General features: G+C 64.4%; 31 protein-coding genes. 22 read left to right on the top strand and 9 right to left on the bottom strand.

The features are described from left to right. The first annotated feature begins 49 nt into the window (after window positions 1–49). The gene (locus ACVN9Z_RS06730) at window positions 50–616 is read left to right on the top strand and encodes a hypothetical protein (protein ID WP_223821490.1); all 567 of its coding nucleotides are present in this window, start codon (window positions 50–52) and stop codon (window positions 614–616) included. A 48-nt stretch (window positions 617–664) separates the two neighbouring features. Here the strand turns inward: ACVN9Z_RS06730 and ACVN9Z_RS06725 are convergent, their stop codons facing one another. Genes ACVN9Z_RS06725 through ACVN9Z_RS06700 form a run of 6 tightly spaced genes read right to left on the bottom strand, consistent with a single transcriptional unit; the run spans window position 665 to window position 6,367 of the window. After that, the gene (locus ACVN9Z_RS06725) at window positions 665–1,732 is read right to left on the bottom strand and encodes a branched-chain amino acid ABC transporter permease (protein WP_190277712.1); all 1,068 of its coding nucleotides are present in this window, start codon (window positions 1,730–1,732) and stop codon (window positions 665–667) included. A gap of 10 nt (window positions 1,733–1,742) precedes the next feature. Next, window positions 1,743–2,753 (bottom strand): branched-chain amino acid ABC transporter permease, encoded by a 1,011-nt coding sequence (locus tag ACVN9Z_RS06720; RefSeq protein WP_006389613.1) that lies wholly within the window; start codon window positions 2,751–2,753, stop codon window positions 1,743–1,745. Continuing rightward, entirely contained in the window at window positions 2,750–3,502 is a 753-nt protein-coding gene (locus ACVN9Z_RS06715; protein WP_155867381.1) for an ABC transporter ATP-binding protein, read from the bottom strand. The genes ACVN9Z_RS06720 and ACVN9Z_RS06715 overlap by 4 nt, the downstream gene beginning before the upstream one ends. After that, window positions 3,499–4,269, bottom strand: a complete 771-nt coding sequence (locus tag ACVN9Z_RS06710) for an ABC transporter ATP-binding protein (protein ID WP_047993108.1) — start codon at window positions 4,267–4,269, stop codon at window positions 3,499–3,501. Before ACVN9Z_RS06710 ends, ACVN9Z_RS06715 begins: the two co-directional genes overlap by 4 nt. Window positions 4,270–4,281: 12 nt before the next feature. Then, the gene (locus tag ACVN9Z_RS06705) at window positions 4,282–5,454 is read right to left on the bottom strand and encodes a substrate-binding domain-containing protein (protein ID WP_458213262.1); all 1,173 of its coding nucleotides are present in this window, start codon (window positions 5,452–5,454) and stop codon (window positions 4,282–4,284) included. A gap of 16 nt (window positions 5,455–5,470) precedes the next feature. Beyond that, the gene (locus ACVN9Z_RS06700; protein ID WP_054485537.1) at window positions 5,471–6,367 is read right to left on the bottom strand and encodes an alpha/beta fold hydrolase; all 897 of its coding nucleotides are present in this window, start codon (window positions 6,365–6,367) and stop codon (window positions 5,471–5,473) included. 163 nt (window positions 6,368–6,530) lie between these two features. On the opposite strand from ACVN9Z_RS06700, the gene ACVN9Z_RS06695 reads away from it, so the two are divergent. Further along, window positions 6,531–7,490 carry an AraC-like ligand-binding domain-containing protein gene (locus tag ACVN9Z_RS06695; RefSeq protein WP_238920436.1) on the top strand — a complete coding sequence of 320 codons (960 nt, stop codon included), beginning with the start codon at window positions 6,531–6,533 and terminating at the stop codon, window positions 7,488–7,490. Window positions 7,491–7,498: 8 nt separating this feature from the next. On the opposite strand, the gene ACVN9Z_RS06690 is transcribed toward ACVN9Z_RS06695, so the two are convergent. After that, complete coding sequence (locus ACVN9Z_RS06690) at window positions 7,499–8,680, bottom strand: trans-sulfuration enzyme family protein (protein ID WP_047993110.1); 1,182 nt, start codon at window positions 8,678–8,680, stop codon at window positions 7,499–7,501. A gap of 5 nt (window positions 8,681–8,685) precedes the next feature. On the opposite strand from ACVN9Z_RS06690, the gene ACVN9Z_RS06685 reads away from it, so the two are divergent. After that, window positions 8,686–9,603 (top strand): AraC family transcriptional regulator, encoded by a 918-nt coding sequence (locus tag ACVN9Z_RS06685; RefSeq protein ID WP_238911674.1) that lies wholly within the window; start codon window positions 8,686–8,688, stop codon window positions 9,601–9,603. A gap of 63 nt (window positions 9,604–9,666) precedes the next feature. On the opposite strand, the gene ACVN9Z_RS06680 is transcribed toward ACVN9Z_RS06685, so the two are convergent. Continuing rightward, window positions 9,667–11,094, bottom strand: coding sequence for an NAD-dependent succinate-semialdehyde dehydrogenase (locus ACVN9Z_RS06680; protein ID WP_006389621.1), 1,428 nt, complete (start codon window positions 11,092–11,094; stop codon window positions 9,667–9,669). Window positions 11,095–11,280: 186 nt separating this feature from the next. Between ACVN9Z_RS06680 and ACVN9Z_RS06675 the strand changes: the two genes are divergently transcribed. From ACVN9Z_RS06675 to rplQ, 19 genes are all read left to right on the top strand, one after another. Beyond that, window positions 11,281–12,045, top strand: coding sequence for an aspartyl/asparaginyl beta-hydroxylase domain-containing protein (locus tag ACVN9Z_RS06675; protein WP_054440639.1), 765 nt, complete (start codon window positions 11,281–11,283; stop codon window positions 12,043–12,045). A 352-nt stretch (window positions 12,046–12,397) separates the two neighbouring features. Next, window positions 12,398–12,766, top strand: a complete 369-nt coding sequence (gene rplN / locus ACVN9Z_RS06670) for a 50S ribosomal protein L14 (protein ID WP_006216531.1) — start codon at window positions 12,398–12,400, stop codon at window positions 12,764–12,766. Window positions 12,767–12,777: 11 nt separating this feature from the next. Then, the gene (rplX, locus tag ACVN9Z_RS06665; RefSeq protein ID WP_006389623.1) at window positions 12,778–13,098 is read left to right on the top strand and encodes a 50S ribosomal protein L24; all 321 of its coding nucleotides are present in this window, start codon (window positions 12,778–12,780) and stop codon (window positions 13,096–13,098) included. 12 nt (window positions 13,099–13,110) lie between these two features. Continuing rightward, window positions 13,111–13,650 (top strand): 50S ribosomal protein L5, encoded by a 540-nt coding sequence (gene rplE / locus ACVN9Z_RS06660; protein ID WP_006389624.1) that lies wholly within the window; start codon window positions 13,111–13,113, stop codon window positions 13,648–13,650. 12 nt (window positions 13,651–13,662) lie between these two features. Next, window positions 13,663–13,968, top strand: a complete 306-nt coding sequence (rpsN, locus tag ACVN9Z_RS06655; RefSeq protein ID WP_006227037.1) for a 30S ribosomal protein S14 — start codon at window positions 13,663–13,665, stop codon at window positions 13,966–13,968. Window positions 13,969–13,978: 10 nt separating this feature from the next. Continuing rightward, the gene (gene rpsH, locus ACVN9Z_RS06650; protein WP_006216525.1) at window positions 13,979–14,374 is read left to right on the top strand and encodes a 30S ribosomal protein S8; all 396 of its coding nucleotides are present in this window, start codon (window positions 13,979–13,981) and stop codon (window positions 14,372–14,374) included. Between the two features lie 12 nt (window positions 14,375–14,386). Continuing rightward, entirely contained in the window at window positions 14,387–14,920 is a 534-nt protein-coding gene (rplF, locus tag ACVN9Z_RS06645; protein WP_006389626.1) for a 50S ribosomal protein L6, read from the top strand. Between the two features lie 21 nt (window positions 14,921–14,941). Further along, window positions 14,942–15,307, top strand: coding sequence for a 50S ribosomal protein L18 (gene rplR / locus ACVN9Z_RS06640; RefSeq protein WP_006389627.1), 366 nt, complete (start codon window positions 14,942–14,944; stop codon window positions 15,305–15,307). Window positions 15,308–15,322: 15 nt separating this feature from the next. Further along, window positions 15,323–15,844: a 30S ribosomal protein S5 gene (gene rpsE, locus ACVN9Z_RS06635; protein WP_006389628.1), complete on the top strand. Its 522-nt coding sequence runs from the start codon at window positions 15,323–15,325 to the stop codon at window positions 15,842–15,844. 3 nt (window positions 15,845–15,847) lie between these two features. Continuing rightward, window positions 15,848–16,033 (top strand): 50S ribosomal protein L30, encoded by a 186-nt coding sequence (gene rpmD, locus ACVN9Z_RS06630; protein ID WP_006216520.1) that lies wholly within the window; start codon window positions 15,848–15,850, stop codon window positions 16,031–16,033. 9 nt (window positions 16,034–16,042) lie between these two features. Next, the gene (rplO, locus tag ACVN9Z_RS06625; RefSeq protein ID WP_006389629.1) at window positions 16,043–16,483 is read left to right on the top strand and encodes a 50S ribosomal protein L15; all 441 of its coding nucleotides are present in this window, start codon (window positions 16,043–16,045) and stop codon (window positions 16,481–16,483) included. A 14-nt stretch (window positions 16,484–16,497) separates the two neighbouring features. Further along, window positions 16,498–17,823 carry a preprotein translocase subunit SecY gene (gene secY / locus ACVN9Z_RS06620; RefSeq protein ID WP_006389630.1) on the top strand — a complete coding sequence of 442 codons (1,326 nt, stop codon included), beginning with the start codon at window positions 16,498–16,500 and terminating at the stop codon, window positions 17,821–17,823. Window positions 17,824–17,829: 6 nt separating this feature from the next. Then, entirely contained in the window at window positions 17,830–18,048 is a 219-nt protein-coding gene (gene infA / locus ACVN9Z_RS06615; RefSeq protein WP_006389631.1) for a translation initiation factor IF-1, read from the top strand. A gap of 34 nt (window positions 18,049–18,082) precedes the next feature. After that, the gene (gene rpmJ / locus ACVN9Z_RS06610) at window positions 18,083–18,196 is read left to right on the top strand and encodes a 50S ribosomal protein L36 (protein ID WP_003806928.1); all 114 of its coding nucleotides are present in this window, start codon (window positions 18,083–18,085) and stop codon (window positions 18,194–18,196) included. Window positions 18,197–18,239: 43 nt separating this feature from the next. Then, window positions 18,240–18,605: a 30S ribosomal protein S13 gene (rpsM, locus tag ACVN9Z_RS06605; protein ID WP_006389632.1), complete on the top strand. Its 366-nt coding sequence runs from the start codon at window positions 18,240–18,242 to the stop codon at window positions 18,603–18,605. 15 nt (window positions 18,606–18,620) lie between these two features. After that, on the top strand, window positions 18,621–19,022 hold the full coding sequence (rpsK, locus tag ACVN9Z_RS06600; protein WP_006216516.1) for a 30S ribosomal protein S11: 402 nt from the start codon (window positions 18,621–18,623) through the stop codon (window positions 19,020–19,022). Window positions 19,023–19,033: 11 nt separating this feature from the next. Next, window positions 19,034–19,657 (top strand): 30S ribosomal protein S4, encoded by a 624-nt coding sequence (rpsD, locus tag ACVN9Z_RS06595; RefSeq protein ID WP_006389633.1) that lies wholly within the window; start codon window positions 19,034–19,036, stop codon window positions 19,655–19,657. 212 nt (window positions 19,658–19,869) lie between these two features. Then, window positions 19,870–20,856 carry a DNA-directed RNA polymerase subunit alpha gene (locus ACVN9Z_RS06590; RefSeq protein ID WP_006216514.1) on the top strand — a complete coding sequence of 329 codons (987 nt, stop codon included), beginning with the start codon at window positions 19,870–19,872 and terminating at the stop codon, window positions 20,854–20,856. A gap of 187 nt (window positions 20,857–21,043) precedes the next feature. Next, a complete protein-coding gene (gene rplQ / locus ACVN9Z_RS06585) occupies window positions 21,044–21,436 on the top strand; it encodes a 50S ribosomal protein L17 (RefSeq protein WP_006389635.1) in 393 nt (130 codons plus the stop codon). 101 nt (window positions 21,437–21,537) lie between these two features. Here rplQ and ACVN9Z_RS06580 read toward each other — a convergent pair whose 3' ends face one another. After that, entirely contained in the window at window positions 21,538–21,975 is a 438-nt protein-coding gene (locus ACVN9Z_RS06580; protein ID WP_006389638.1) for an HIT family protein, read from the bottom strand. Window positions 21,976–22,061 lie beyond the last annotated feature (86 nt).

Below are 22,061 nucleotides of genomic sequence, written 5' to 3'. Positions count from 1 at the left end.
TTTTTTTTCGTCTTGCGGCTTTTCTTTGTTTCGGGAATCCGGGAACGTCATGCGCGCTTTCAGGAAAGCGATTTTGTTCGGATGGTTGATTGCCGCGGCATTGCCCGCAGCGGTCGCGCGGGCGCAATCGGCGGAGTCCGGGCAGGGCCGCCCGGCAGTGCCAGCGACGGTTCCCGCCGTGGGGACCCAAGCCAGGTCGCCGGGCGTGGTGGTGCCCAGCACCGATCCCGCCGCCATCGGCCGCAATGTGCTGAACGCGGGACCCGATCCGCGCGTACGCCTCGATGGCCTGTCGCGTGATCATGCCGCCATCTTCGGCACACAGGACGAAGATGAACAGGCACTGCTGGATAACGAACGCGCGCTGCAGGCGCAGCAAGAGCAATTGCACATCCTCGAGCGCCTGCTGACGCAGAAGCCGGCCGCCCAGGATCCGTTTCCCCCGGCCACGATTCCCTTGAAACCCGGTACGCCCATGAATATGGCGCCCCTCGCGCCAACGCCGTCTGGCTCGCAATTGAGCGGCGGCGAGGCCCAGCGCGGCGTGGACCAGATGCAGCGGCGGGTCAATGAGATGCGACGCGGCGGCGAGGCCTTGAGACAAGCGCCGCGCTGAGCGCGGCATGACGTCGTGCGCAATCGACGTGTCCGGGCCGGAACGGGTTCAACGGCGCCTGGCCACTTCCCGCAACCGTCCGGCGACCCCGGTGGGAAAGTAATACACCGACAGCACGAACAGGATGCCCAGCCACAGCAGCCAGCGGTCCGGCTCGAACAGCAAGGCCAACGGCGCAATGCTGCCGACGGCATCGTGGATCACGTGCAGGCCGTCCTGCAGGTAGCTCTGTGCGAACACGAACAGGCTGGCGCCGATGACCGCGCCATACATCGTGCCCATGCCACCGATCACCACCATCAGCAGGATGTTCAGCATGATCTCGAACGACAGCGAGGTATCCGGGCCGTTGTAGCGCAGCCAGAGCGCATACAGCGCGCCGGCGAGCGTGGCGAATGCCGCCGCCAGCAGGTTCGAGAGGCTGCGGTACAGCACTGTGCGATAGCCGATGGCTTCGGCGCGGAAGGGATTCTCGCGGATCGCCTGCAGCACGCGGCCGAACGGCGAATTGACGATGCGCAGCAACATCAGGAACAGCACGACGCAGGCCGCGGCAATGAGGTAGTAGGTGATGATGCGACCGTCGACGGTGACGCCGAACAGCGGCTCGGACAGGGGCCGGAAAGCCGGGCGCAATGCCTGCGGCACCTTGAAGTTCAGTCCGTCCTCGCCGCCGGTCAGGTCGGACAGCTGTGACACCAGCGTCTGGAACGCCGCCGCCACCGCCAGCGTGATCATGGCGTAGAAGATGGCGCGAACCCGCAGGCTGGCCAGGCCGATGATGAGCGCGAACACCAGCGATACCGTCAGGCCCGCGGCGGTGCCCGTCAGCACCGCCAGCCAGCCGGCCTCCATGCGCACGCTGGCGATGGCCACGCCGTAGGCGCCGATGCCAAAGAACATGGTGTGGGCGAAGCTGACGATGCCGGTGTAACCCAGCAGCAGGTCGTAGCTGGCGACCAGGATCACGAACACCAGGATCTTGGCCGCCACGGCCAGCGACTTGGGGCCGGGAAACAGGAAGGGCGCGGCGGCGAGCGTGAGGACGATGGCGACCAGCATGACCGCCAGCAGGGTGCTGCGCGGAGGATCGCCGGATAGCAGGCGGATGGGCATGGGGCGATTCCTAGCGATTCGTGACCGGGTACACGCCCTGTGGGCGCCACAGCAGGATGGCGACCATCAGCGCGATGTTCGAGAACAGCGCCGCCTTGGGCATCAGGAAACCGGTGTAGTTGGCCATCAACCCGACCAGCAGCGCGCCGATCAGGCAGCCCACGGTCGAGCCCAATCCACCGATCATGATGACGATAAAGATCAGCACGTTCACCTGCGCGCCCAGCTGCGGCACGATGGATTGCTGGTACAGGCCCCACAGCACGCCGCCCAGGCCGGCCAGCATCGAACCGGCCACGAACACGCCGACGAACAGATGGCGGATGCGGTAGCCCAGGCTTTCGACCATCTCGCGGTCCTCGACCCCGGCGCGGATCAACAGGCCGAGCTTGGTGCGGTTGAGCAGCCACAGCATGCCGCCCAGCACCGCCACGCCGACCACCAGCGCGACGAGGCGGAATTTCTCGATGGCAGCGTCGCCGACCAGCAGCGCGCCGCGCAACGCGTCCGGCAACGGCAGCGACAGCGTCTGCGGCCCCCACAGCATCTTGATGATCTCTTCGCCGATGATCATGCCGCCCATGGTGATGAGGATCTGCTTGAGGTGCTGGCCATAGACCGGCCGCACGATCACGCGCTCGAACGCCACGCCCACCGCGCCGGCCACCAGCATGCCGACGATCATGGCGGGCAGCACCGCGGCCAGGTTCAGCCACAGGCTGCCGGACTGGGTCCAGTCGGACATCGCGCCGAGCACCGTGGCCGCCATGTAGGCGCCGATGGCAATGAACAGGCCGTGGCCGAAATTCAGCACGTCCATCAGGCCGAACACCAGCGTCATGCCGGAGGCCACGATGAAGATGATCATGCCCATCGCCAGCCCGGCGAAGGTCAGCGTCACCCAGGTCGAGAACGAACCGACCAGCGGCAGCGCGATGGCGGCCAGCGCCAGCACCAGCAGCACCGGGCGCAGGTCGGCGCGGGTCTGGGGCAGCGGCGTATCGATGTCGGCGGCGCTCATTGATGGGCTCCCAGCGACAGGCCCAGCAGGCGGGTCTGCAACGCGTCGTCCTGCGCCAGCTCGGCCATGCCGCCGGCGTGCACCACGCGGCCGTTGTCCATGACCGCGACGTGGTCGCCCACCTGGCGCGCGAAATTGAAGTTCTGCTCCACCAGCAGGATGGTGGTGGAGGCCTGCTTGAGTTCGATGAAGGCGTCGATCATGTTCTGGATGATGGCGGGCGCCAGGCCCTTGCTGGGCTCGTCGACCAGCAGCAGGCGGCGCGGCTCGATGATGGCGCGCGCGACCGCCAGCATCTGCTTCTGGCCGCCCGACAGCTTGCCGGCGGGGTACAGCCAGAATTTGCGCAGCGCGGGGAAGAAGCCGAAGATCCATTCCAGCCGCGCGGTGTCCAGTTGGGCGGCGCTGCGCGCCTGGCGCGCGGCCAGCAGGATGTTCTCTTTCACAGACAGGTCGGCGAAGATGCCCATGTTCTCCGGCACATAGGCGATGCCCTGGCGCGCCATGTCGGGCGGCGAGGTGCGCACGCCCGGGCCGCCGACCGCGGCGCCGTCAAAGCCGATGTGGCCCTGCGTCGCCTTCCACAGGCCCATGATGGTGCGCAGCGTGGTGGTCTTGCCGGCGCCGTTGCGGCCCAACAGCATGGTGACGCCCGCGGCCGGCACCGACAGGTTCACGCCATGCAGGATGTGGTACGCGCCGATGTGCGTGTGCACGTCCTTCAGTTCCAGCAAGGTTGCCGCACTCATGGCGTCTTCTCCGGCAGGGCGGCGCCCAGGTAGGCCTGCTGCACGATCGGCGAGGCGATCACCTCGGCGGGCTCGCCGTCGGCCATCAATTCGCCGTTGTGCAGCACCACGATGCGGTCCGCCAGCTCGCGAACCACGTCCATCTTGTGTTCCACCAGCAGGATCGTCTTGGCTGCGTCAGCCTTGATTTCGCGGATCAGGTCCAGCACCACGGGCACGTCGTCCACGCTCATGCCGGCGGTGGGCTCGTCGAACATGAACACCTGCGGCTCCAGCGCGATCAGCATGGCGATCTCGAGCTTGCGCTGGTCGCCGTGCGGCAGGTCGGCCGCCGCCTGGTCGCGGCGGGCCGTCAGCCGGGTGCGTTCGAGCAGCGCGTCGGCGCGCGCCAGCAGCGCGTGGTCATCGTCCCAGGTGCGCCAGAAGCGGATCTGGCGCCAGCCCAGGCCCTGCTGGCGCGACTGCAGCGCCAGCCGCACGTTCTCGCGCACCGTCAGGCGCGGGAACAGCTGCGTCAGCTGGAAGGCGCGTCCCAGGCCGGCGTGCATGCGCGCCGGCGCCGACAGCCCGGTCAGGTCGCGGCCATTCAGGTGCACCGATCCGGCGCTGGCGCGCAGCTGTCCCGAGATCAGGTTGAAATAGGTGGTCTTGCCCGCGCCGTTGGGCCCGACGATGGCCGTCAGGCTGCCCGGCGCGAAGCGGCAGCTCACCGCGTTGACGGCCACGTGGCCGCCGAAGCGGATCGTGAGCGATTGGGTTTCCAGCATGAAGGGCAGGGCTCAGCGTTTGTTCTGGATCGGCACCGCCATCTGGTCGGGCGTGATTTCCTTGACCAGGTCCTGCACCGCCCACGGCACCGAGGCGTCGTTCTTGATGCGGAAGTGGTACATCGACTGCATGGCCTGGTGGTCCTCGGGACGGAAGGTCATCTTGCCCTTGGGCGTATCGAAGCTCATGCCTTCCATTGTCTTGATGAGCGTGTCGGTGTCGCTCTTGCCGGCGCTCTTGTTCAGCGCGGTGACGATGGCGATGCCGGCGGACATGCCGCCCGCGGTGAAGAAGTCCGGCGGCTGGCCGTAGCGCTTCTGGTGCTCGGCCACCAGCCAGTCGTTGATCGGGTTCCTGGGGATGCCGTAGTAGTAATAGGTCGCGCCTTCCATGCCGGCCAGCGACTTGAGCGGCGTCATCGCGGCCAGCGTGTTGCCGCCGGTGGCGATCTCGATGCCGAAGCGCTTCGGATCCAGGTCGGCGATCTTGAACGGATTGCCGGCGCCGGCCCACAGGATGAAGATGATCTTGCGGCCCGGCTTGTCCTTGAGCGCGTCGAACAGGCGCTGCGCGCCGGCGGTGAAGTCGGTGGCGTTGGCCGGCAGGTATTCCTCGTGCACGATCCTGGCCTGCTTGAGCGCGCCCTTGAAGGCCTTGACGCCGTCGCGGCCGAACGCGTAGTCCTGCGCCAGCATGGCGATGGAGGTATCCGGCTGGTCGAAGGCGACGGCGTTGGCGATGGCGTCCTGCGACGAATTGCGGCCGGTGCGGAAGATGTACTTGTTCCACTTGTCGCCGGTGATCGAGTCGGCCACCGCCGGTTCCACCAGCAGGATCTTCTCGTATTCCTCGGCGATCGGCAGCATCGCCAGCGCCACGCCCGACGAGGTCGGGCCCACCGCGATGTCGGCGTTGTCGTCGGCATAGGCCGAGGCAAGTTGGGCGCGGGCGACGTCGGGCTTGCCCTGGTTGTCCTTCTCGATCACGCGGATCTTGCGGCCGGCCACCGTCATGGTGCCTTGCGTGGCGTATTCCAGGCCCAGCATCAGGCCGTTGTGGGTCTGCTTGGCATAGGCCTCCAGCGGCCCGGTCTTGTCGTAGACGTGCGCCACGACGAAGTCCTTGGCCATGGCGGTGGAACTCAGGCACAGGCCAGCCAGCGTGGCGAGCAGGATGCGTTTCATGGGAGTCTCCTTGATTCTAGTAGGCGCCGGCGGCTGCGGCGGCGGCCGGCGTGGCGAGAAACTGGCGGACGGCCTCGATCTGCGGCGCGACGTTCAGCGCCGGCGCGTGGCCGCAGTCCGGAAAGTCGATGCGCCGCGCGCGCGGGCCGCGGCGGGTCATGGCGTCGGCGACCTCGGGCAGCAGCAGGTCGGAATCGGCGCCGCGCAGCAGCAGCAGCGGCATGCGCAGCGTGTCGTATTCCGCCCAGCGTTCATAGTCCGTCGGGTGGTGGTGGAACTGGCCGACGATGGCCGGATCGTAGTGCGCCGTGACCCGGCCGTCGGTCAGGCGCCGCATCGAAGTCTCTGCCATGCGGCGCCATTGCTCGTCGCTCTGCCAGCCATATGGCTTGTAGGCGGCGCGCAGCCAGGTTTCCAGTGCGGTGACGGTGTCGAAGGCCGGCGGGTTGCCGGCATAGGCCAGGATGCGGTCAATCGCCGGCTGCGGCAGCGACGGCCCGATGTCATTGACCACCAGGTGCGAGATCCGATCCTTGAGCGTGGTGGCGGCGGCGTACATGCCGGTGGCGCCGCCCATCGAGGTGCCGACCCAGCGCACGCAGTCCAGGGCCAGGCCGTCGAGCAGGGCGCGCGCCAGCCGGGCGTAGAAATCCAGCCGGTATTCGGCCACCGGATCGGGACTCCATTGCGACAGGCCACGGCCGATCGTGTCCGGGCAGATGATGCGGTAGTCGCCGGCGAGCGCCTGCGCCAGCTCGTCGAAGTCGCGGCCGGTGCGGGCCAGGCCGTGCCACATGATGAGCGCGGGGGCGTCCGGACGGCCCCATTCGGTGTAATGCAGCTCGCGGCCCTCGCAGCGCAGATAGCGCGAAGCCGGCGTATGGCGAGCGGCCTGTGCGGGCGCGTTGGCCATGGGTCTCCTCCCGGGTGGTCCAGGTTGTATGCTTGTGGCGCTGACTATAGACTTGCGCCAGGCGCGGCCACAATGCGCCGGACCGCCCGCGGCAGGGTGAGTCAAGAATATGTAGACGCAGGGTCACGAGCACCCCGACCCCCGCGAACCAGGAGACCGCGCCATGCCCGATACGGAATTCGCCACTTCGGCCATCGCCGGCGCCGATCGGTACGAGCAATGGCGCGCGGCGCTGTCGGACGCCTTCGGGCCGTTCGAGGTGCATCACGGCCAGGCCGGCCAGTTCGCCGGCCACGTACGCTACGTGCGGCGCGCCAGCCTGCAATTCAACGACCTGCATTACCAGGGACAGAAGCTCGAACGCACCGCCGGCAACGTCTCGCGGCTGGACCAGGAGTTCTACACCTTCGGCCTGCCGTTGGCAGGGCCGCTGGCCGTGGTGCAGCAGGGGCGCGAATTCCAGGTCGAGCCTGGTTGCGTCTATCTGATGAACCAGAGCCTGCCGTACCAGGCCACCGCGCTCGGCGCCGGCGGCTATCGCAGCCTGAGCGTGTCGTTTCCGCGCAGCGCGTTGTCGCAGCGGGATTCGCGCATCGGCCCCTTCTACAAGTTGCGCGTCGACGACGGCTCGCCACGCGGCGCGATGCTGGCCAGCTACATGGATCATCTGTTCAAGGGATTGGACGGCTGGTCGCCGGCCGAGACAGCGGAGCTGGGCGAACGGCTGATCGACCTGATCGTGTTGTTCCTGGTGCAGCCGGGGCAGGGGCACGCCTCGGAAGCGGACAGCAGTGTGACGCTGGCGCATCGCCAGCGGGTGCTCGCATACATCCGTCAGCACCTGGCGGATCCGGCGCTGTCCCCGGCACGGGTGGCGCAAGGCTGCGGCGTGTCCGTGGCCTATCTGCATCGCATCATGCGCGGGGGCGGCATGTCGGTCGAATCGTTCATCTTTGACGAGCGGCTGGAGCGCTGCCGGGTTCTACTGCTGGATCCGCGCCATCGGCATCGCGGTATCGCCGAGCTGGCCTATCAGGTCGGGTTTTCGCATCCGGCCCATTTCAGCCGCTTGTTCAAGCGACGCTTCGGCATATCCGCGCGCGAGTTGCGCGCGCGGACGTAGCGGGGGCGTCAGTCGGCTGCCGCGAGCGCGGTATCCAGATCGTCGATGATTGCGGCAGGGCTCTCGAAACCCACTCCCAGCCGGATCAGACCTGGCGGCAGCCCGGAGGCCGCCAACTGTTCCGGTGTCATCATGCCGGCCCACATCGCCGCCGGATGCACCACCAGCGTCGAGAACGACCCGAAGCTTGCCGAACGATGGGCCAGCGCAAGCGCGCCCACGACTCGCTCGGCCTGAGCCATGCCTCCAGCCACCTCGAAACTGAGAACGCCGCCGTGACCGCTCATCTGCGTTTGTGCCAGCGCCCGCTGCGGGTGGCTTTCCAGGCCGGGGTAGTGAACCGCGCAGACCGACGCGTGTGCTTCCAGGTGCCGCGCCACCTTCAGCGCCGTTTCATTCTGGCGCGCGACCCGCATGGGCAGCGTACGCAGGCCCCGCAGCACCAGCCAGGCCGCGAACGGGTCCAGCGTGGCGCCGAGCAGGTAAGCCTTTTCCCAGACGGCCTTGATGCGCCTCTCGTCTCCAACGAGCACGCCTGCCGACACGTCGCCGTGGCCGCACAGGTATTTGGTGGCGCTGTGCATGACGAGGTCGATGCCGAATTCAAGGGGGCGCTGGTTGATGGGCGACGCGATCGTATTGTCCACCAGCGTCGTGATGCCGCGTGCCCGCGCGATTTCCGCCAGCCGCGCCAGGTCGGTCAGTCGCAGCATTGGATTGGACGGGCTTTCCAGCATGAAAAGGCGGGTATTGGGCCGCACGGCCGCCGCGAACCCGGCCACGTCCGCCTGGTCCACGAAAGTCACGTCGATTCCCAGCTGCGGGGCGATGTTCTGCAATAGTCCTGTGGTGCCACCGTATAGCACGCGCTGCGCGACCACATGGTCGCCCCGCGCCGCGAACGCGAAGAGCGCCGCTGTGATGGCGCCCATGCCCGAGGCGGTCGCCAGCGCGCACTCGCCGCCTTCCAGGTCGGCCACCGCGGACTCGAACGCGCGGGTCGTCGGGTTGCCGTAGCGTGTATAGAATCCCGAATGCAGGGGCCGCGTCGCCATGTCGAGGAAGACGCTGGCCTCGTCCGTGGCGAAGCTGGCCGTCTGGTACAGCGGCGGGGCCACGGGATACGAACTTTCCGGCGGCGAAACGGCCGCCTGCGCCAAGCGGGTGTAGGAGTCGGAGTAGGGAGACATCGTCAATGACCTCGTCGGGTGATTTCAGGTCCTACGATCTTAGTGACGGCAACGCAGCTGTCTTGTCTGATCCTGCTGCGGTCGAGGGTGGCAGCCTCTATGCCGGCCTGCGCGACGGTGTGCGCGTGTGGCGCCTGGACGGCTGCGGCGCCGTGGCGACCGCGGCGCGTTTCGTGCGGCACGCGTTCCGGCCGCATACCCACGATACGTTCATGTTCGGTCTCATCGAACGTGGCGCCAAGACGTTCCAGCGCGAACGGGCCACGTATCTCGCCGCGCCGTATTCGGTATCGGTGGTCAATCCCGGCGACCTGCACACTGGGCAGCGGGCGGCCGGGGAAGAACTGCGATACCGCGCGCTGTACGTGCCGGCGCAGACCCTGTCGGATGCGGTCGGCATGGCGACGGCCGTCGGGTTCCAGTCGGGCGTGATCGAGGATGCCGGCGTTTTTCGCGCGATGGTGCATGCACATGACGCGCTGGTAGGCGGCGGAACGCGCCTGGCCCGGGACAGCCTGGTCCTGGGCGCGCTGGGCTTGCTGGCGTCGCGCCATGGCGGCGTGGCCACCGGCGACCGGACGGGCGCCGCCCGGCCCGAGATCGGGCGGGCAAGGGCATTGATCGAGGATCGCTATGCCGACGCGCTGTCGATCGCTTCGATCGCGCAGGAGGTCGCGCTGAGTCCATACCATCTGATGCGGCAATTCCGCAGGCAGGTGGGGATGCCCATGCATGCGTATCAGCTGCAGGTCCGGATAGAGCGCGCGCGGCATCTCCTGGCCAGGGGGGAGGCGCCTGCCCACGTGGCGTTGAGCGTCGGCTTCGCGGACCAGGCCCACTTTTCGAAACGGTTCAAGAGTCTGGTTGGCGCATCGCCCGGCTCGTACCAACGCGACGTGCGTCGCGATCTGTCGGGCCGTTGAGAAGGCGCGAGGCAAGAAAAAGGGCTCCCCTTGGGGAGCCCGTTCATCATCGCCGTATGGCGGTCAAATGTGCGTGATGAATTTCGTCACCAGGTAGCCGTCGAAGGTTTCGAGGCCGCCTTCGCTGCCGATGCCGCTGTCCTTGATGCCGCCGAACGGCGTCTCGGCCAGCGCGCTGCCGAAATGGTTGATGTTGACCATGCCGGCTTCCAGGCCGTTGGAGACCTTGGTGGCGGTTTGCAGCGAATTGGTGAAGACGTAGGAAGACAGGCCGAACGGCAGGCTGTTGGCGCGCGCCAGCACTTCATCGGTGTCGGTGAAGCGGACCACCGGCGCCACCGGGCCGAAGGGCTCTTCGGTCATCAGCATGGAGTTGTCGGGCAGGTCGGTCACCACCGTGGGGGCAAAGAAGAAGCCCTTGCGGTCCAGCGGGCCGCCGCCGACCACCACCTTGCCGCCATGCTTCTTGGCGTCGTCGATGAAGGCGCTCATGGCGGGCACGCGGCGCTCGTGCGCCAGCGGGCCCATGTCTGTGCCGGCTTCCAGGCCGTCGCCGACCTTGATGTTCTTGAGCACGTCGGAGAAACGCGCCAGGAATTGCTCGTAGGCGCCGTTCTGCACGTAGAAGCGGGTCGGCGAGACGCACACCTGACCGGCGTTGCGGACCTTGAACTTGGCCAGCATGGTCGCGGCGCGATCGATGTCGGCGTCGTCGAACACCAGCACCGGCGAATGGCCGCCCAGTTCCATGGTGACGCGCTTCATGTGCGCGCCGGCCAGCGCGGCCAGCTGCTTGCCCACCGGCACGGAACCGGTGAACGACACTTTGCGCACGATCGGCGAACGGATCAGGTAGTCGGAAATCTTGGCCGGTTCGCCCCAGACGATGTTCAGGCAGCCCTTGGGCAGCCCGGCGTCATGGAACATGCGCGCGATCGCCATGACGGCGCTGGGCGAATCTTCCGGGCCCTTGAGCACGACCGTGCAGCCGGCGCCGAGCGCGGCGGCGATCTTGCGGATGGCCTGGTTGTAGGGGAAGTTCCAGGGCGTGAAGGCGGCGCAGACGCCGATCGGCTCGCGCACCACGATCTGGCGCACGTCCGGGTTGCGCGGCGGGATCACGCGGCCGTAGATGCGGCGGCATTCCTCGGCGTGCCAGTCGGCGTGCTCGGCGCAGGAGGTGACTTCGCCGATGGCCTCGGCCAGCGGCTTGCCCTGGTCCAGCGTCATGTTGCGGCCGATTTCCTTGGCGCGCTCGCGCGACAGGGTGGCGACCTTGCGCAGGATGGCCGAACGATCCATGGGAGAAGACTTCTTCCAGGATTCGAACGCGCGCTGGGCGGCGGCTAGCGCACGGTCCAGATCCGCTTCGGTGGCGTGAGGCAGCTGGCCGAGCACTTCCAGCGTGGCCGGGTTGATGACGTCCTGGGTGCGCCTGCCCTCGCCGGCGACGAATTCGCCGTCGATATACAGCGCCAACTGTTCATACATGCCTGTCTTTCCTTGCGAAATAGGAGTGGGTAGCGATCGCAATCGCCCATGCCAGTCTAAACCAGCTTGTCCGCCACGGGGAGGGCCAATCTCCGCCGGCGCCTAGGAGCCAATGGCGGGCACTTGCACGCGCGGGGGCGCGTGGACAAAATGGTGCATCTTTGGCTGTCTATATAGATCCCTATTGTGCAACCCGTCGATACGCGTCCGCCCAGCCAGCCCAGTGCCTATTCCCGCTTCTTCTTCCGTTTCATCGACTGGCTGCGCCACCGCATCGCGCAGGCGTCCCTCGTGGGCGACCATCCCATCTTCCGGAACGACCAGTTCCCGTGGGTGGCGCGCCTGGAGGCGCAGGCGCCGGCCATCCGCGCCGAACTGATGGCATTGCTGGCCGAGCGCGAGCGGCTGCCTTCCTTCCATGAACTGTCCCCGGATGTCGGGATGATCACTTCCGACGACCAGTGGAAGACTTTCGTCTTCATGGGCTACGGCCTGCGCTCGGACCGCAACCTGGCGCGCTGCCCGGCCACCGCCCGGGCGCTGCACGAGATTCCGGGCCTGCGCACCGCCTTCTATTCGATCCTGGAGCCGGGCAAGCGCATTCCCCTGCACACCGGCCCCTACAATGGGGTGCTGCGCCTGCACCTGGGCCTCGTGGTGCCCGAGCCGGCCGAGCGCTGCTGGATCGAGGTGGGCGGCGAGCGCTACCACTGGAAGGAGGGCGAGGCCGTGGTGTTCGACGACCTCTATCCGCACCAGGTGCATAACGACACGGACGGCACCCGCGCGGTGCTGTTCATCGACTTCGAGCGTCCCTGTCGGGCGCCGATCCGTTGGCTGAACCGGCTGGTGCTGATGGCTGCGCCCTTCACCGACGAGATCCGGCGCGGCAAGGCCAACCACGACGCCTGGGAACGCAACTACTATCGGAATAAAACGGGGTCGGATTAAACGGACCTACCGAACGGCGGCCAAGTGGCAGTTGTCCACAGGCACTGTCGTGTATTTGCTCTCTCTTTCACAAAGGGCTTGCGCTCAAAATCTAACCAGGATAGAATGGTCAGCTTTCCCAGATTGTCGATTGGCCTGGAACTAGCCGGGCCAACGTGTTGGGGGAATACCCGCAGGATTTCAACCCAGGGTCGTTGCGTTGCCACCAGCTGATGGTTTCAGGGCGAAAGCTCAAGACCAGCCAGCAACAAAGCAGGGCGGCTGACCTGACGGGACCAAAACTGGCAGGAATTGCAGTGTTCCCTTTTTTGGGGAAAACCGTATTTCCAGTTAAGTTGGAACAGGAAAAATCATGATCCAAATGCAGACCACGCTGGACGTGGCCGATAACACTGGTGCGCGTCATGTCATGTGCATTAAGGTGCTCGGTGGCTCCAAGCGCCGTTATGCCGGTATCGGCGACATCATCAAGGTGAGCGTCAAAGATGCGGCTCCGCGCGGACGCGTCAAGAAAGGCGAAATTTACAATGCCGTGGTGGTTCGTACCGCCAAGGGCGTGCGCCGTAAGGACGGTTCGCTGATTCGTTTCGGTGGCAATGCCGCCGTGTTGCTCAATGCCAAGCTGGAGCCCATCGGCACCCGCATCTTCGGACCCGTTACGCGTGAACTGCGTACCGAGAAGTTCATGAAGATCGTGTCGCTGGCCCCGGAAGTGCTGTAAGGAGCCCTACGATGAACAACATTCGTAAAGGCGACGAAGTCATCGTCCTGACCGGCCGCGACAAGAAGCGTCGCGGTACCGTGCTGGCGCGCGTCGATGCCGACCACGTCCTGGTCGAAGGCGTCAACGTCGTCAAGAAGCACGTGAAAGCCAACCCGATGGCCAACAACCCGGGTGGCATCGTCGAAAAGACCATGCCGATCCACATCTCGAATGTGGCGCTCTTCAACCCCGCCACCGGTCGTGGCGACCGCGTCGGCGTGCAAGAAGTCGAAGGCCGCAAGGTTCGCGTGTTCCGTTCCAATGGTGCCGTTGTCGGCGCCAAGGCGTAAGGGGCGATAGACATGTCTCGTTTGCAAGATTTCTACAAGAGCAAGGTCGCTGGCGACCTGCAGGCCAAGTTCGGCTACAAGAGCGCCATGGAAGTGCCGCGCATCACCAAGATCACCCTGAACATGGGTGTCTCGGAAGCCGTCGCCGACAAGAAGGTCATCGAGCACGCTGTCTCGGACCTGACCAAGATCGCTGGCCAAAAGCCTGTCGTGACCAAGACCAAGAAGGCTATCGCCGGTTTCAAGATCCGCGAAAACTACCCGATCGGTTGCATGGTCACGCTGCGTGGTCAACGCATGTACGAATTCCTGGATCGCCTGGTGGCGGTTGCGCTGCCTCGCGTGCGCGACTTCCGCGGCATCTCGGGTCGTGCTTTCGACGGCCGTGGCAACTACAACATCGGGGTGAAAGAGCAGATCATTTTCCCCGAAATCGAGTACGACAAGATCGACGCGCTGCGTGGGCTGAACATCAGCATCACCACCACCGCGAAGACCGACGAAGAAGCCAAGGCGCTGTTGACGGCCTTCAGCTTCCCGTTCCGTAACTAAGGGGCTGATGACGTGGCTAAACTTTCCCTCATCAATCGCGACATCAAGCGCGCCAAGCTGGCTGACAAGTTCGCCGCCAAGCGCGCTGAGTTGAAGTCGATCATCGACGACCAGTCGAAGACCGACGAAGAACGTTACCAAGCTCGGCTCAAGCTGCAACAGCTGCCGCGCAATGCCAACCCGACGCGTCAACGTAACCGTTGCGTGGTCACCGGTCGTCCGCGCGGTGTGTTCCGCAAGTTCGGCCTGACGCGCCACAAACTGCGTGAAATGGCGATGAAGGGTGAAATCCCCGGCATCACCAAGGCCAGCTGGTAGGAGAAAGAATATGAGCATGAGCGATCCCATCGCCGATATGCTGACCCGCATTCGCAATGCGCAGCAAGTGGACAAAGTTACGGTGAGCATGCCCTCCTCGAAGCTGAAGGCGGCCATTGCCGCCGTGCTGAAGGACGAAGGCTACATCGACAGCTTTGAAATCAAGGGCACCCAGGCCAAGCCTGAGCTCGAGATCACCCTGAAGTACTACGCTGGTCGTCCGGTCATCGAGCGCATCGAACGCGTTTCGCGCCCCGGTCTGCGTATCTACAAGGGCCGTACCAGCATTCCTCAGGTCATGAACGGCCTGGGCGTGGCTATCGTGTCGACCTCGCGCGGCGTCATGACCGACCGTAAGGCTCGCGCCAACGGCGTCGGCGGCGAAGTGCTGTGCTACGTGGCCTAAGGAGAAATTCGAATGTCACGTATCGCTAAGTATCCGGTCGACCTGCCCAAGGGTGTCGAAGCCGACATCAAGCAGGATCAGATCACCGTCAAGGGCCCGCTGGGTTCCCTGACCCAGGCCCTGACTGGCGACGTCACGGTTCAGTTGGACAACGGCAAGCTGACGTTTGTCGCCGCCAACGAAACCCGTCACGCCAACGCCATGTCGGGTACCGTGCGCGCGCTGGTGGCCAACATGGTCAACGGCGTGAGCAAGGGTTTCGAGCGCAAGCTGAACCTGGTTGGCGTGGGTTACCGCGCCTCGGTTCAAGGCGACGCCGTTAAGCTGCAGCTCGGTTTCTCGCACGACGTTTTGCACAAGTTGCCGGCCGGCATCAAGGCCGAATGCCCCACCCAGACGGAAATCGTCATCAAGGGCTCCAACAAGCAAGTCGTCGGCCAGGTGGCCGCTGAAATCCGCGCGTACCGCGAACCCGAACCCTACAAGGGCAAGGGCGTGCGTTACTCGGACGAACGCGTCGTCATCAAAGAAACCAAGAAGAAATAACGGCGCACGCAAGGACGAATCATGGACAAAAAAGTTTCCCGTTTGCGTCGTGCGGTTCCGACCCGCCGGAAGATCAACGAGCTGCGCGTTCATCGCCTCTCGGTTTTCCGCTCGAACCAGCACATCTACGCCAATATCATTTCGCCGGAAGGCGATCGCGTTCTGGTCAGCGCCTCGACGGTGGAAGCCGAAGTGCGCGCCCAGCTGGCTGGCCAGACCGGCCAAGGTGGCAACAAGGCCGCCGCTTCGCTGGTTGGCAAGCGCGTGGCCGAAAAGGCCAAGGCTGCCGGTATCGAACTGGTCGCTTTCGATCGCTCGGGCTTTCGTTACCATGGCCGCGTGAAAGCGCTGGCCGACGCCGCGCGTGAAGCCGGCCTGAAGTTCTAAGCGAGGATCTGTCAAATGGCTAAAGTACAAGGCAAGAACGCCGCGGAAAAAGAGAACGATGACGGCCTCCGCGAAAAGATGATCGCGGTCAACCGCGTGAGCAAAGTGGTCAAGGGTGGTCGCACCATGAGCTTTGCCGCGCTGACCGTGGTTGGCGATGGCGATGGCCGCGTCGGCATGGGCAAGGGCAAGGCGCGTGAAGTGCCGGTGTCGGTTCAGAAGGCTATGGAACAGGCCCGTCGCGGCATGTTCAAGGTGGCCCTGAAGAACGGCACGCTGCATCACACCGTGGTCGGCAAGCATGGCGCCGCCACCGTGCTGATTTCGCCCGCTGCTGAAGGTACCGGCGTCATCGCCGGCGGCCCGATGCGCGCTATTTTCGAAGTGATGGGTGTGCGTAACGTGGTTGCCAAGAGCCTGGGCTCGAGCAACCCCTACAACATGGTTCGCGCCACGTTGAATGGCCTGCGCGCCTCCCTGACCCCGGCGGATGTTGCTGCCAAGCGCGGCAAGACCGTCGAAGAGATCCTGGGGTAAATCATGGCTCAGAAGCAGATCAAAGTGACCCTCGTGCGCTCCGTGATCGGTACCAAGCAATCGCACCGTGACACGGTTCGCGGTCTGGGCTTGGGCCGTATCAACAGCAGCCGCGTGCTGGTCGATACGCCCGAGGTGCGTGGGATGATCCGTAAGGTGGATTATCTCGTTTCCGTCTCGGAAGCCTAAGGAATCACCATGTCGGATATGCAACTTAATTCGCTGAAGCCCGCCGAGGGCAGCAAGCACGCCAAGCGCCGCGTCGGCCGTGGCATCGGTTCGGGTCTGGGTAAGACCGCCGGCCGTGGTCACAAGGGTCAGAAGTCGCGCTCGGGCGGTTTCCATAAGGTTGGCTTCGAAGGCGGTCAAATGCCGCTGCAGCGTCGCCTGCCCAAGCGTGGCTTCACCCCGCTGGGTCAGCACCTGTACGCCGAAGTCCGTCTGTCGGACCTGCAAGCCGTGCCCGTCGACGAAATCGACGTGCAAGTGCTGAAGGCGGCTGGCGTGATTGGCCAGGCGGTTCGTTACGCCAAGGTCATCAAGTCGGGTGAACTCTCGCGCAAGGTCGTGCTCAAGGGCATTACCGCGACGGCTGGCGCTCGCGCCGCCATCGAAGCCGCGGGCGGCTCGCTTGCTTGATCACGAGGTGACGAGTGGCTAACGCGCAGGCATTGGGTAAAACCGGAACGCGGTACGGCGACCTCAAGCGCCGCCTCGTGTTCCTGGTGCTCGCCCTGGTGGTTTACCGTTTGGGTACACACATCCCCGTTCCGGGTATCAACCCGGACGCGCTGGCGGACCTGTTCCGCCAGAACCAGGGCGGGATCCTGGGCCTGTTCAACATGTTCTCGGGCGGGGCGCTCTCGCGCTTCTCGATTTTTGCCCTGGGGATCATGCCGTACATTTCGGCATCCATCATCATGCAGTTGATGTCGGTGGTGGTGCCGTCGCTGGAAGCGCTCAAGAAAGAGGGCGAGGCCGGTCGTCGGAAGATTACCCAATACACCCGCTACGGCACGGTCGTGCTGGCGCTGGTGCAGGCTGTGGGCATTTCGGTGGCGCTTGAGTCCCAGCAGGGACTGGTGATCGATCCGGGCATGCTGTTTCGCTTCACGACCGTCGTGACCCTGGTCACCGGCACCATGTTCGTCATGTGGCTGGGTGAGCAGATCACGGAACGCGGTCTCGGCAACGGGATTTCCATCCTGATCTTCGCAGGTATCGTGGCGGGTCTGCCCGCGGCGCTGGCTGCACTGTTGGACCTGGTCCGCACCAACGCGATGTCCGTGCTGTCGGCACTGTTCATCGTGGCTCTGGTGGTGCTGGTTACCGCTTTTGTGGTGTTCGTGGAACGCGGACAGCGCAAGATCACGGTGAACTACGCCAAGCGTCAGGTCGGCAACAAGGTCTACGGTGGTCAGAGCTCGCACCTGCCGCTGAAGCTGAACATGGCCGGGGTGATTCCGCCGATCTTCGCGTCGTCGATCATCCTGTTCCCGGCAACGATCACGAGCTGGTTCTCCAGCAGTGAGAACATGCGTTGGCTCAGCGACCTGGCCGCGGCCCTGTCGCCTCGTCAACCGCTCTACATCACGCTGTACTCGGTCGCGATCATTTTCTTCTGCTTTTTCTACACGGCTCTGGTGTTCAACAGCCGCGAAACGGCGGACAACCTGAAGAAGAGTGGTGCGTTTGTTCCGGGCATCCGTCCGGGCGAGCAAACGGCGCGCTACATCGACAAGATCCTGATGCGTTTGACGCTCGCAGGTGCCATCTACATCACGTTGGTGTGCCTGTTGCCGGAATTCTTGGTGATGCGCTGGAACGTTCCCTTCTACTTCGGTGGTACGTCTCTGTTGATTATTGTGGTGGTGACGATGGATTTCATGGCGCAGGTCCAGGCCTACATGATGTCTCACCAGTACGATTCGCTGCTCAAGAAGGCCAACTTCAAGGGCGCGGGTTTGCCGATGCGGTAAGAGAAAATGCCCAAGGACGAAGTCATTCCGATGGAAGGCGAGGTTCTTGAGAACCTCCCGAACGCGACATTTCGCGTCAAGCTTGAAAGCGGCCACGTGGTGTTGGGCCATATTTCCGGCAAGATGCGTATGCATTACATCCGGATCCTGCCGGGTGACAAGGTCAAAGTGGAGCTCACGCCCTATGACCTGACGCGAGCCAGGATAGTTTTCCGCTCCAAATGAGCGGAACCGGATTACGGAAAATTAGGAGTCAACCATGAAAGTAATGGCATCGGTTAAGCGGATCTGCCGCAACTGCAAAGTTATCAAACGTCACGGCGTGGTGCGCGTTATCTGCACCGACCCGCGTCACAAGCAGCGTCAAGGCTAACTCGGGTTAGCGACTACGCAACGGATTTATTCAAGGAACAGTCATGGCCCGTATTGCTGGCATTAACATTCCGCCGCATCAGCACGCCGAGATCGGCCTGACCGCCATTTTTGGCATCGGTCGTACGCGCGCTCGCAAGATCTGCGAAGCGGCTAACGTCCCGTTTGACAAAAAGGTCAAGGATCTGAGCGACGCTGAGCTGGAACGCGTCCGTGAACACGTTGGTGTGTTCACGGTCGAAGGTGACCTGCGTCGTGAAGTGCAGCTCTCGATCAAGCGTTTGATCGACCTGGGAACCTACCGCGGCATGCGCCACAAGCGCGGCCTGCCCGTGCGCGGCCAGCGCACTCGCACCAACGCTCGCACCCGCAAGGGCCCGCGTCGTGCTGCTGCGTCCCTGAAGAAATAATCGAGGAACTGGATTATGGCGAAAGCTTCCACCAGCGGCGCTTCGCGCGTGCGCAAAAAGGTCAAGAAGAACGTCTCGGACGGCATCGCGCACGTTCACGCTTCGTTCAACAACACCATCATCACCATCACCGACCGTCAGGGCAACGCTTTGTCGTGGGCCACGTCGGGCGGTGCCGGCTTCAAGGGTTCGCGCAAGTCGACTCCGTTCGCCGCGCAGGTTGCCGCTGAAACGGCTGGCCGCGTTGCGCTGGAATACGGCATCAAGACGCTGGAAGTGCGTATCAAGGGCCCCGGCCCCGGCCGTGAATCGTCGGTCCGCGCGCTGAACGCGCTGGGCATCAAGATCTCGTCCATCGCCGACATCACGCCCGTTCCGCACAACGGCTGCCGTCCGCCGAAGCGTCGTCGTATCTAAAGGGAATCCACATGGCACGTTATATTGGACCCAAATGCAAGCTCTCGCGCCGCGAGGGTACTGACCTGTTCCTGAAGAGCGCCCGCCGCTCGCTGGATTCCAAGTGCAAGCTGGATTCCAAGCCTGGCCAACACGGCCGCACTTCGGGTGCCCGCACTTCCGACTACGGCCTGCAGCTGCGCGAAAAGCAAAAGCTCAAGCGCATGTACGGCGTGCTGGAAAAGCAATTCCGCAAGTACTTCGCTGAAGCCGAGCGTCGCCGTGGCAACACCGGCGAAACGCTGATCCAGCTGCTGGAATCGCGCCTGGACAACGTCGTCTACCGCATGGGCTTCGGCTCGACCCGCGCCGAAGCTCGCCAGCTGGTGAGCCACCGCGCCATCGAACTGAACGGCCACACCGCCGACATCGCTTCGATGCTGGTAAAGGCTGGCGACGTCATCTCGATCCGCGAAAAGGCCAAGAAGCAAGGCCGCATCAAGGAATCGCTCGACCTGGCCACCAGCATCGGCATCCCCCAGTGGGTGGAAGTCGACACGACCAAGCTGACCGGCACGTTCAAGTCGGCCCCCGATCGCGCTGACGTCGCTCGCGACATCAACGAATCGATGGTCGTCGAACTGTACTCGCGTTAATCACGCCTGCCGGCGCCTCCTTCGCAAGGTGCTGGGACGCTGGTTTCGCGACCGGTTTGCAAGTCTCGCAGCAGCCCGCTTTCCGCCGTTTGGCGGGGCGGGCTTTGCGGTAAGTATCGGGCGGCTTTTTCGTCGCCCGCGTTTCACGTTTCAACCTGTCCATCAGCCTTATCGGTGTAACGAGCCGAGGGTATTGAAAAGGAACACAGTACATGTCCACTCAAGGTTTCCTGAAGCCGCGCTCCATTGAAGTCGAACCGGTCGGCACCCACCATGCCAAGATCGTGATGGAGCCGTTCGAGCGCGGCTACGGCCATACGCTGGGCAACGCCCTGCGCCGCATCCTGCTGTCTTCGATGACCGGCTACGCGCCGACCGAAGTCCAGATGACGGGCGTGGTGCACGAATACTCGACCATCCCGGGCGTTCGCGAAGATGTCGTCGACATCCTGCTGAACCTGAAGGGCGTGGTCTTCAAGCTGCACAACCGTGACGAAGTCACCCTGGTCCTGCGCAAGACCGGCGCCGGCACCGTGCTGGCCAGCGACATCGAGCTGCCGCACGACGTCGAGATCATCAACCCCGGCCACGCCATCTGCAACCTGACGGACGCGGGCAAGCTGGAAATGCAGATCAAGGTCGAAAAGGGCCGTGGCTACGTGCCGGGCAACGTGCGCGCGCTGTCGGAAGACCGCACCCACACCATCGGCCGCATCGTCCTGGACGCCTCGTTCAGCCCGGTCCGCCGCGTCAGCTACGCGGTTGAAAGCGCCCGCGTGGAACAGCGCACCGACCTGGACAAGCTGGTGCTGGACATCGAAACCAACGGCGTCATCTCGCCCGAGGAAGCGGTGCGCCAGTCGGCCCGCATCCTGATGGACCAGATCTCGGTCTTCGCCGCCCTGGAAGGCGCCGGCGATTCGTACGAAGCCCCGGTCCGCGGCACGCCGCAGATCGACCCGGTCCTGCTGCGTCCGGTCGACGACCTGGAACTGACCGTGCGTTCGGCCAACTGCCTGAAGGCCGAAAACATCTACTACATCGGCGACCTGATCCAGCGTACCGAGAACGAACTGCTCAAGACCCCGAACCTGGGTCGCAAGTCGCTCAACGAGATCAAGGAAGTGCTGGCCGCACGCGGCCTGACGCTGGGCATGAAGCTCGAAAACTGGCCCCCGCTGGGCCTGGAGCGTCCGTAAGTCTTGAAGGGTGGCGCCCCTGTCGCGGGGGCGCTTCCCGCGGCGCCCGGCCTTGCCGCCGGGCGGTTTGCGAAACCGTCGTAAAATGCACCGTTTTCCACCGGACCGCGGCCTGGTTGCAGGTCGATAGAAGAGCCGGATAACCCGATGGCGGAAACGCCTTCACTAGATTCAAAGGATACTTATCATGCGTCACGGTAATGGCTTGCGTAAGCTCAACCGCACCAGCAGTCACCGTCTTGCCATGTTCCGCAACATGGCCGTTTCGTTGATCACCCACGAAGCCATCAAGACCACGCTGCCCAAGGCGAAAGAACTGCGCCGCGTCATCGAACCCCTGATCACGCTGGGTAAAGAACCCACCCTCGCGAACAAGCGTCTGGCTTTTGCCCGTCTGCGCGATCGCGACGCCGTGGTGAAGCTGTTCGCCGAAATCGGCCCGCGCTACGCGGCCCGCAACGGCGGCTACACCCGCGTGCTGAAGATGGGTTTCCGTCAAGGCGACAATGCTCCCATGGCTTTCATGGAGCTGGTTGACCGTCCGGAAGTCGATGAGGCCGCTGAGGACAGCGCCGAATAAGTTTCGGTGTCTAGATAAGCGACAAGGGCGGGTCTTCGGACCCGCCCTTGTTTTTTGCGCGGCGCGCGCGGGGCGCCCTGGCGGCGCAGGCGCGCCGATCGCTACGAAGCGTGCAGTTCGCCCCGCAACTGCGCGGCGGTGGCCGCCAGCGCCTCCTGGGGCGCTTGGGGCGGCATGCGGAAGGTCAGGTCCTGCTGCTCGATGTACTGCGTCGAGGTCACGTCCTGCGGATGGTGCATGGGGATCACGTGCGCATGGGTATGCGCGACGTGGATGCCGGTGAAGGCGAAGCCGACGCGGTCCACGCCATACAGCCGCTTCATGTGGCGGCCCAGCTTCTGCCCCAGGTTGACGATGTGGCCGGCCAGGTCGGCGGGCATGTCTTCGTAGTACGGATAGTGCTGCTTGGGGATGATGAGCGTGTGTCCGGGGCGCACCGGCTGGATGTCCAGGAACGCCATCAGGCGGTCGTCTTCGTGGATGATGTGGGCCGGTATCTCGTGGCGGGCGATGCGGCAGAACAGGCAGTTATCGGACATGCTTGCCTCGGAGGGGGATGGGTGCGCGGTGGCCGCGGGTCCGATTGTGGGCGGACGCGGGCGGCAATATCGATAAAATACCCCGA

Source organism: Achromobacter sp. KK8, assembly GCF_054188005.1.
This window is presented reverse-complemented; position numbering and strand designations above follow the sequence as displayed.

Excerpts from the sequence above, each read along its gene's own strand:
- rplR (WP_006389627.1), top strand. The coding sequence starts at position 14,942 with ATGGACAAAAAAGTTTCCCGTTTGCGTCGTGCGGTTCCGACCCGCCGG.
- ACVN9Z_RS06715 (WP_155867381.1), bottom strand. The coding sequence starts at position 3,502 with ATGAGTGCGGCAACCTTGCTGGAACTGAAGGACGTGCACACGCACATC.
- rplQ (WP_006389635.1), top strand. The coding sequence starts at position 21,044 with ATGCGTCACGGTAATGGCTTGCGTAAGCTCAACCGCACCAGCAGTCAC.
- ACVN9Z_RS06700 (WP_054485537.1), bottom strand. The coding sequence starts at position 6,367 with ATGGCCAACGCGCCCGCACAGGCCGCTCGCCATACGCCGGCTTCGCGC.
- ACVN9Z_RS06720 (WP_006389613.1), bottom strand. The coding sequence starts at position 2,753 with ATGAGCGCCGCCGACATCGATACGCCGCTGCCCCAGACCCGCGCCGAC.
- rplX (WP_006389623.1), top strand. The coding sequence starts at position 12,778 with ATGAACAACATTCGTAAAGGCGACGAAGTCATCGTCCTGACCGGCCGC.
- rplN (WP_006216531.1), top strand. The coding sequence starts at position 12,398 with ATGATCCAAATGCAGACCACGCTGGACGTGGCCGATAACACTGGTGCG.
- ACVN9Z_RS06710 (WP_047993108.1), bottom strand. The coding sequence starts at position 4,269 with ATGCTGGAAACCCAATCGCTCACGATCCGCTTCGGCGGCCACGTGGCC.
- rpsE (WP_006389628.1), top strand. The coding sequence starts at position 15,323 with ATGGCTAAAGTACAAGGCAAGAACGCCGCGGAAAAAGAGAACGATGAC.
- ACVN9Z_RS06685 (WP_238911674.1), top strand. The coding sequence starts at position 8,686 with ATGACCTCGTCGGGTGATTTCAGGTCCTACGATCTTAGTGACGGCAAC.
- ACVN9Z_RS06590 (WP_006216514.1), top strand. The coding sequence starts at position 19,870 with ATGTCCACTCAAGGTTTCCTGAAGCCGCGCTCCATTGAAGTCGAACCG.
- rpsK (WP_006216516.1), top strand. The coding sequence starts at position 18,621 with ATGGCGAAAGCTTCCACCAGCGGCGCTTCGCGCGTGCGCAAAAAGGTC.
- rplE (WP_006389624.1), top strand. The coding sequence starts at position 13,111 with ATGTCTCGTTTGCAAGATTTCTACAAGAGCAAGGTCGCTGGCGACCTG.
- rpmD (WP_006216520.1), top strand. The coding sequence starts at position 15,848 with ATGGCTCAGAAGCAGATCAAAGTGACCCTCGTGCGCTCCGTGATCGGT.
- rplF (WP_006389626.1), top strand. The coding sequence starts at position 14,387 with ATGTCACGTATCGCTAAGTATCCGGTCGACCTGCCCAAGGGTGTCGAA.
- ACVN9Z_RS06580 (WP_006389638.1), bottom strand. The coding sequence starts at position 21,975 with ATGTCCGATAACTGCCTGTTCTGCCGCATCGCCCGCCACGAGATACCG.
- ACVN9Z_RS06695 (WP_238920436.1), top strand. The coding sequence starts at position 6,531 with ATGCCCGATACGGAATTCGCCACTTCGGCCATCGCCGGCGCCGATCGG.
- infA (WP_006389631.1), top strand. The coding sequence starts at position 17,830 with ATGCCCAAGGACGAAGTCATTCCGATGGAAGGCGAGGTTCTTGAGAAC.
- ACVN9Z_RS06725 (WP_190277712.1), bottom strand. The coding sequence starts at position 1,732 with ATGCCCATCCGCCTGCTATCCGGCGATCCTCCGCGCAGCACCCTGCTG.
- rpsM (WP_006389632.1), top strand. The coding sequence starts at position 18,240 with ATGGCCCGTATTGCTGGCATTAACATTCCGCCGCATCAGCACGCCGAG.
- ACVN9Z_RS06730 (WP_223821490.1), top strand. The coding sequence starts at position 50 with ATGCGCGCTTTCAGGAAAGCGATTTTGTTCGGATGGTTGATTGCCGCG.
- rpmJ (WP_003806928.1), top strand. The coding sequence starts at position 18,083 with ATGAAAGTAATGGCATCGGTTAAGCGGATCTGCCGCAACTGCAAAGTT.
- rplO (WP_006389629.1), top strand. The coding sequence starts at position 16,043 with ATGTCGGATATGCAACTTAATTCGCTGAAGCCCGCCGAGGGCAGCAAG.
- rpsH (WP_006216525.1), top strand. The coding sequence starts at position 13,979 with ATGAGCATGAGCGATCCCATCGCCGATATGCTGACCCGCATTCGCAAT.
- ACVN9Z_RS06680 (WP_006389621.1), bottom strand. The coding sequence starts at position 11,094 with ATGTATGAACAGTTGGCGCTGTATATCGACGGCGAATTCGTCGCCGGC.
- ACVN9Z_RS06690 (WP_047993110.1), bottom strand. The coding sequence starts at position 8,680 with ATGTCTCCCTACTCCGACTCCTACACCCGCTTGGCGCAGGCGGCCGTT.
- rpsD (WP_006389633.1), top strand. The coding sequence starts at position 19,034 with ATGGCACGTTATATTGGACCCAAATGCAAGCTCTCGCGCCGCGAGGGT.
- ACVN9Z_RS06705 (WP_458213262.1), bottom strand. The coding sequence starts at position 5,454 with ATGAAACGCATCCTGCTCGCCACGCTGGCTGGCCTGTGCCTGAGTTCC.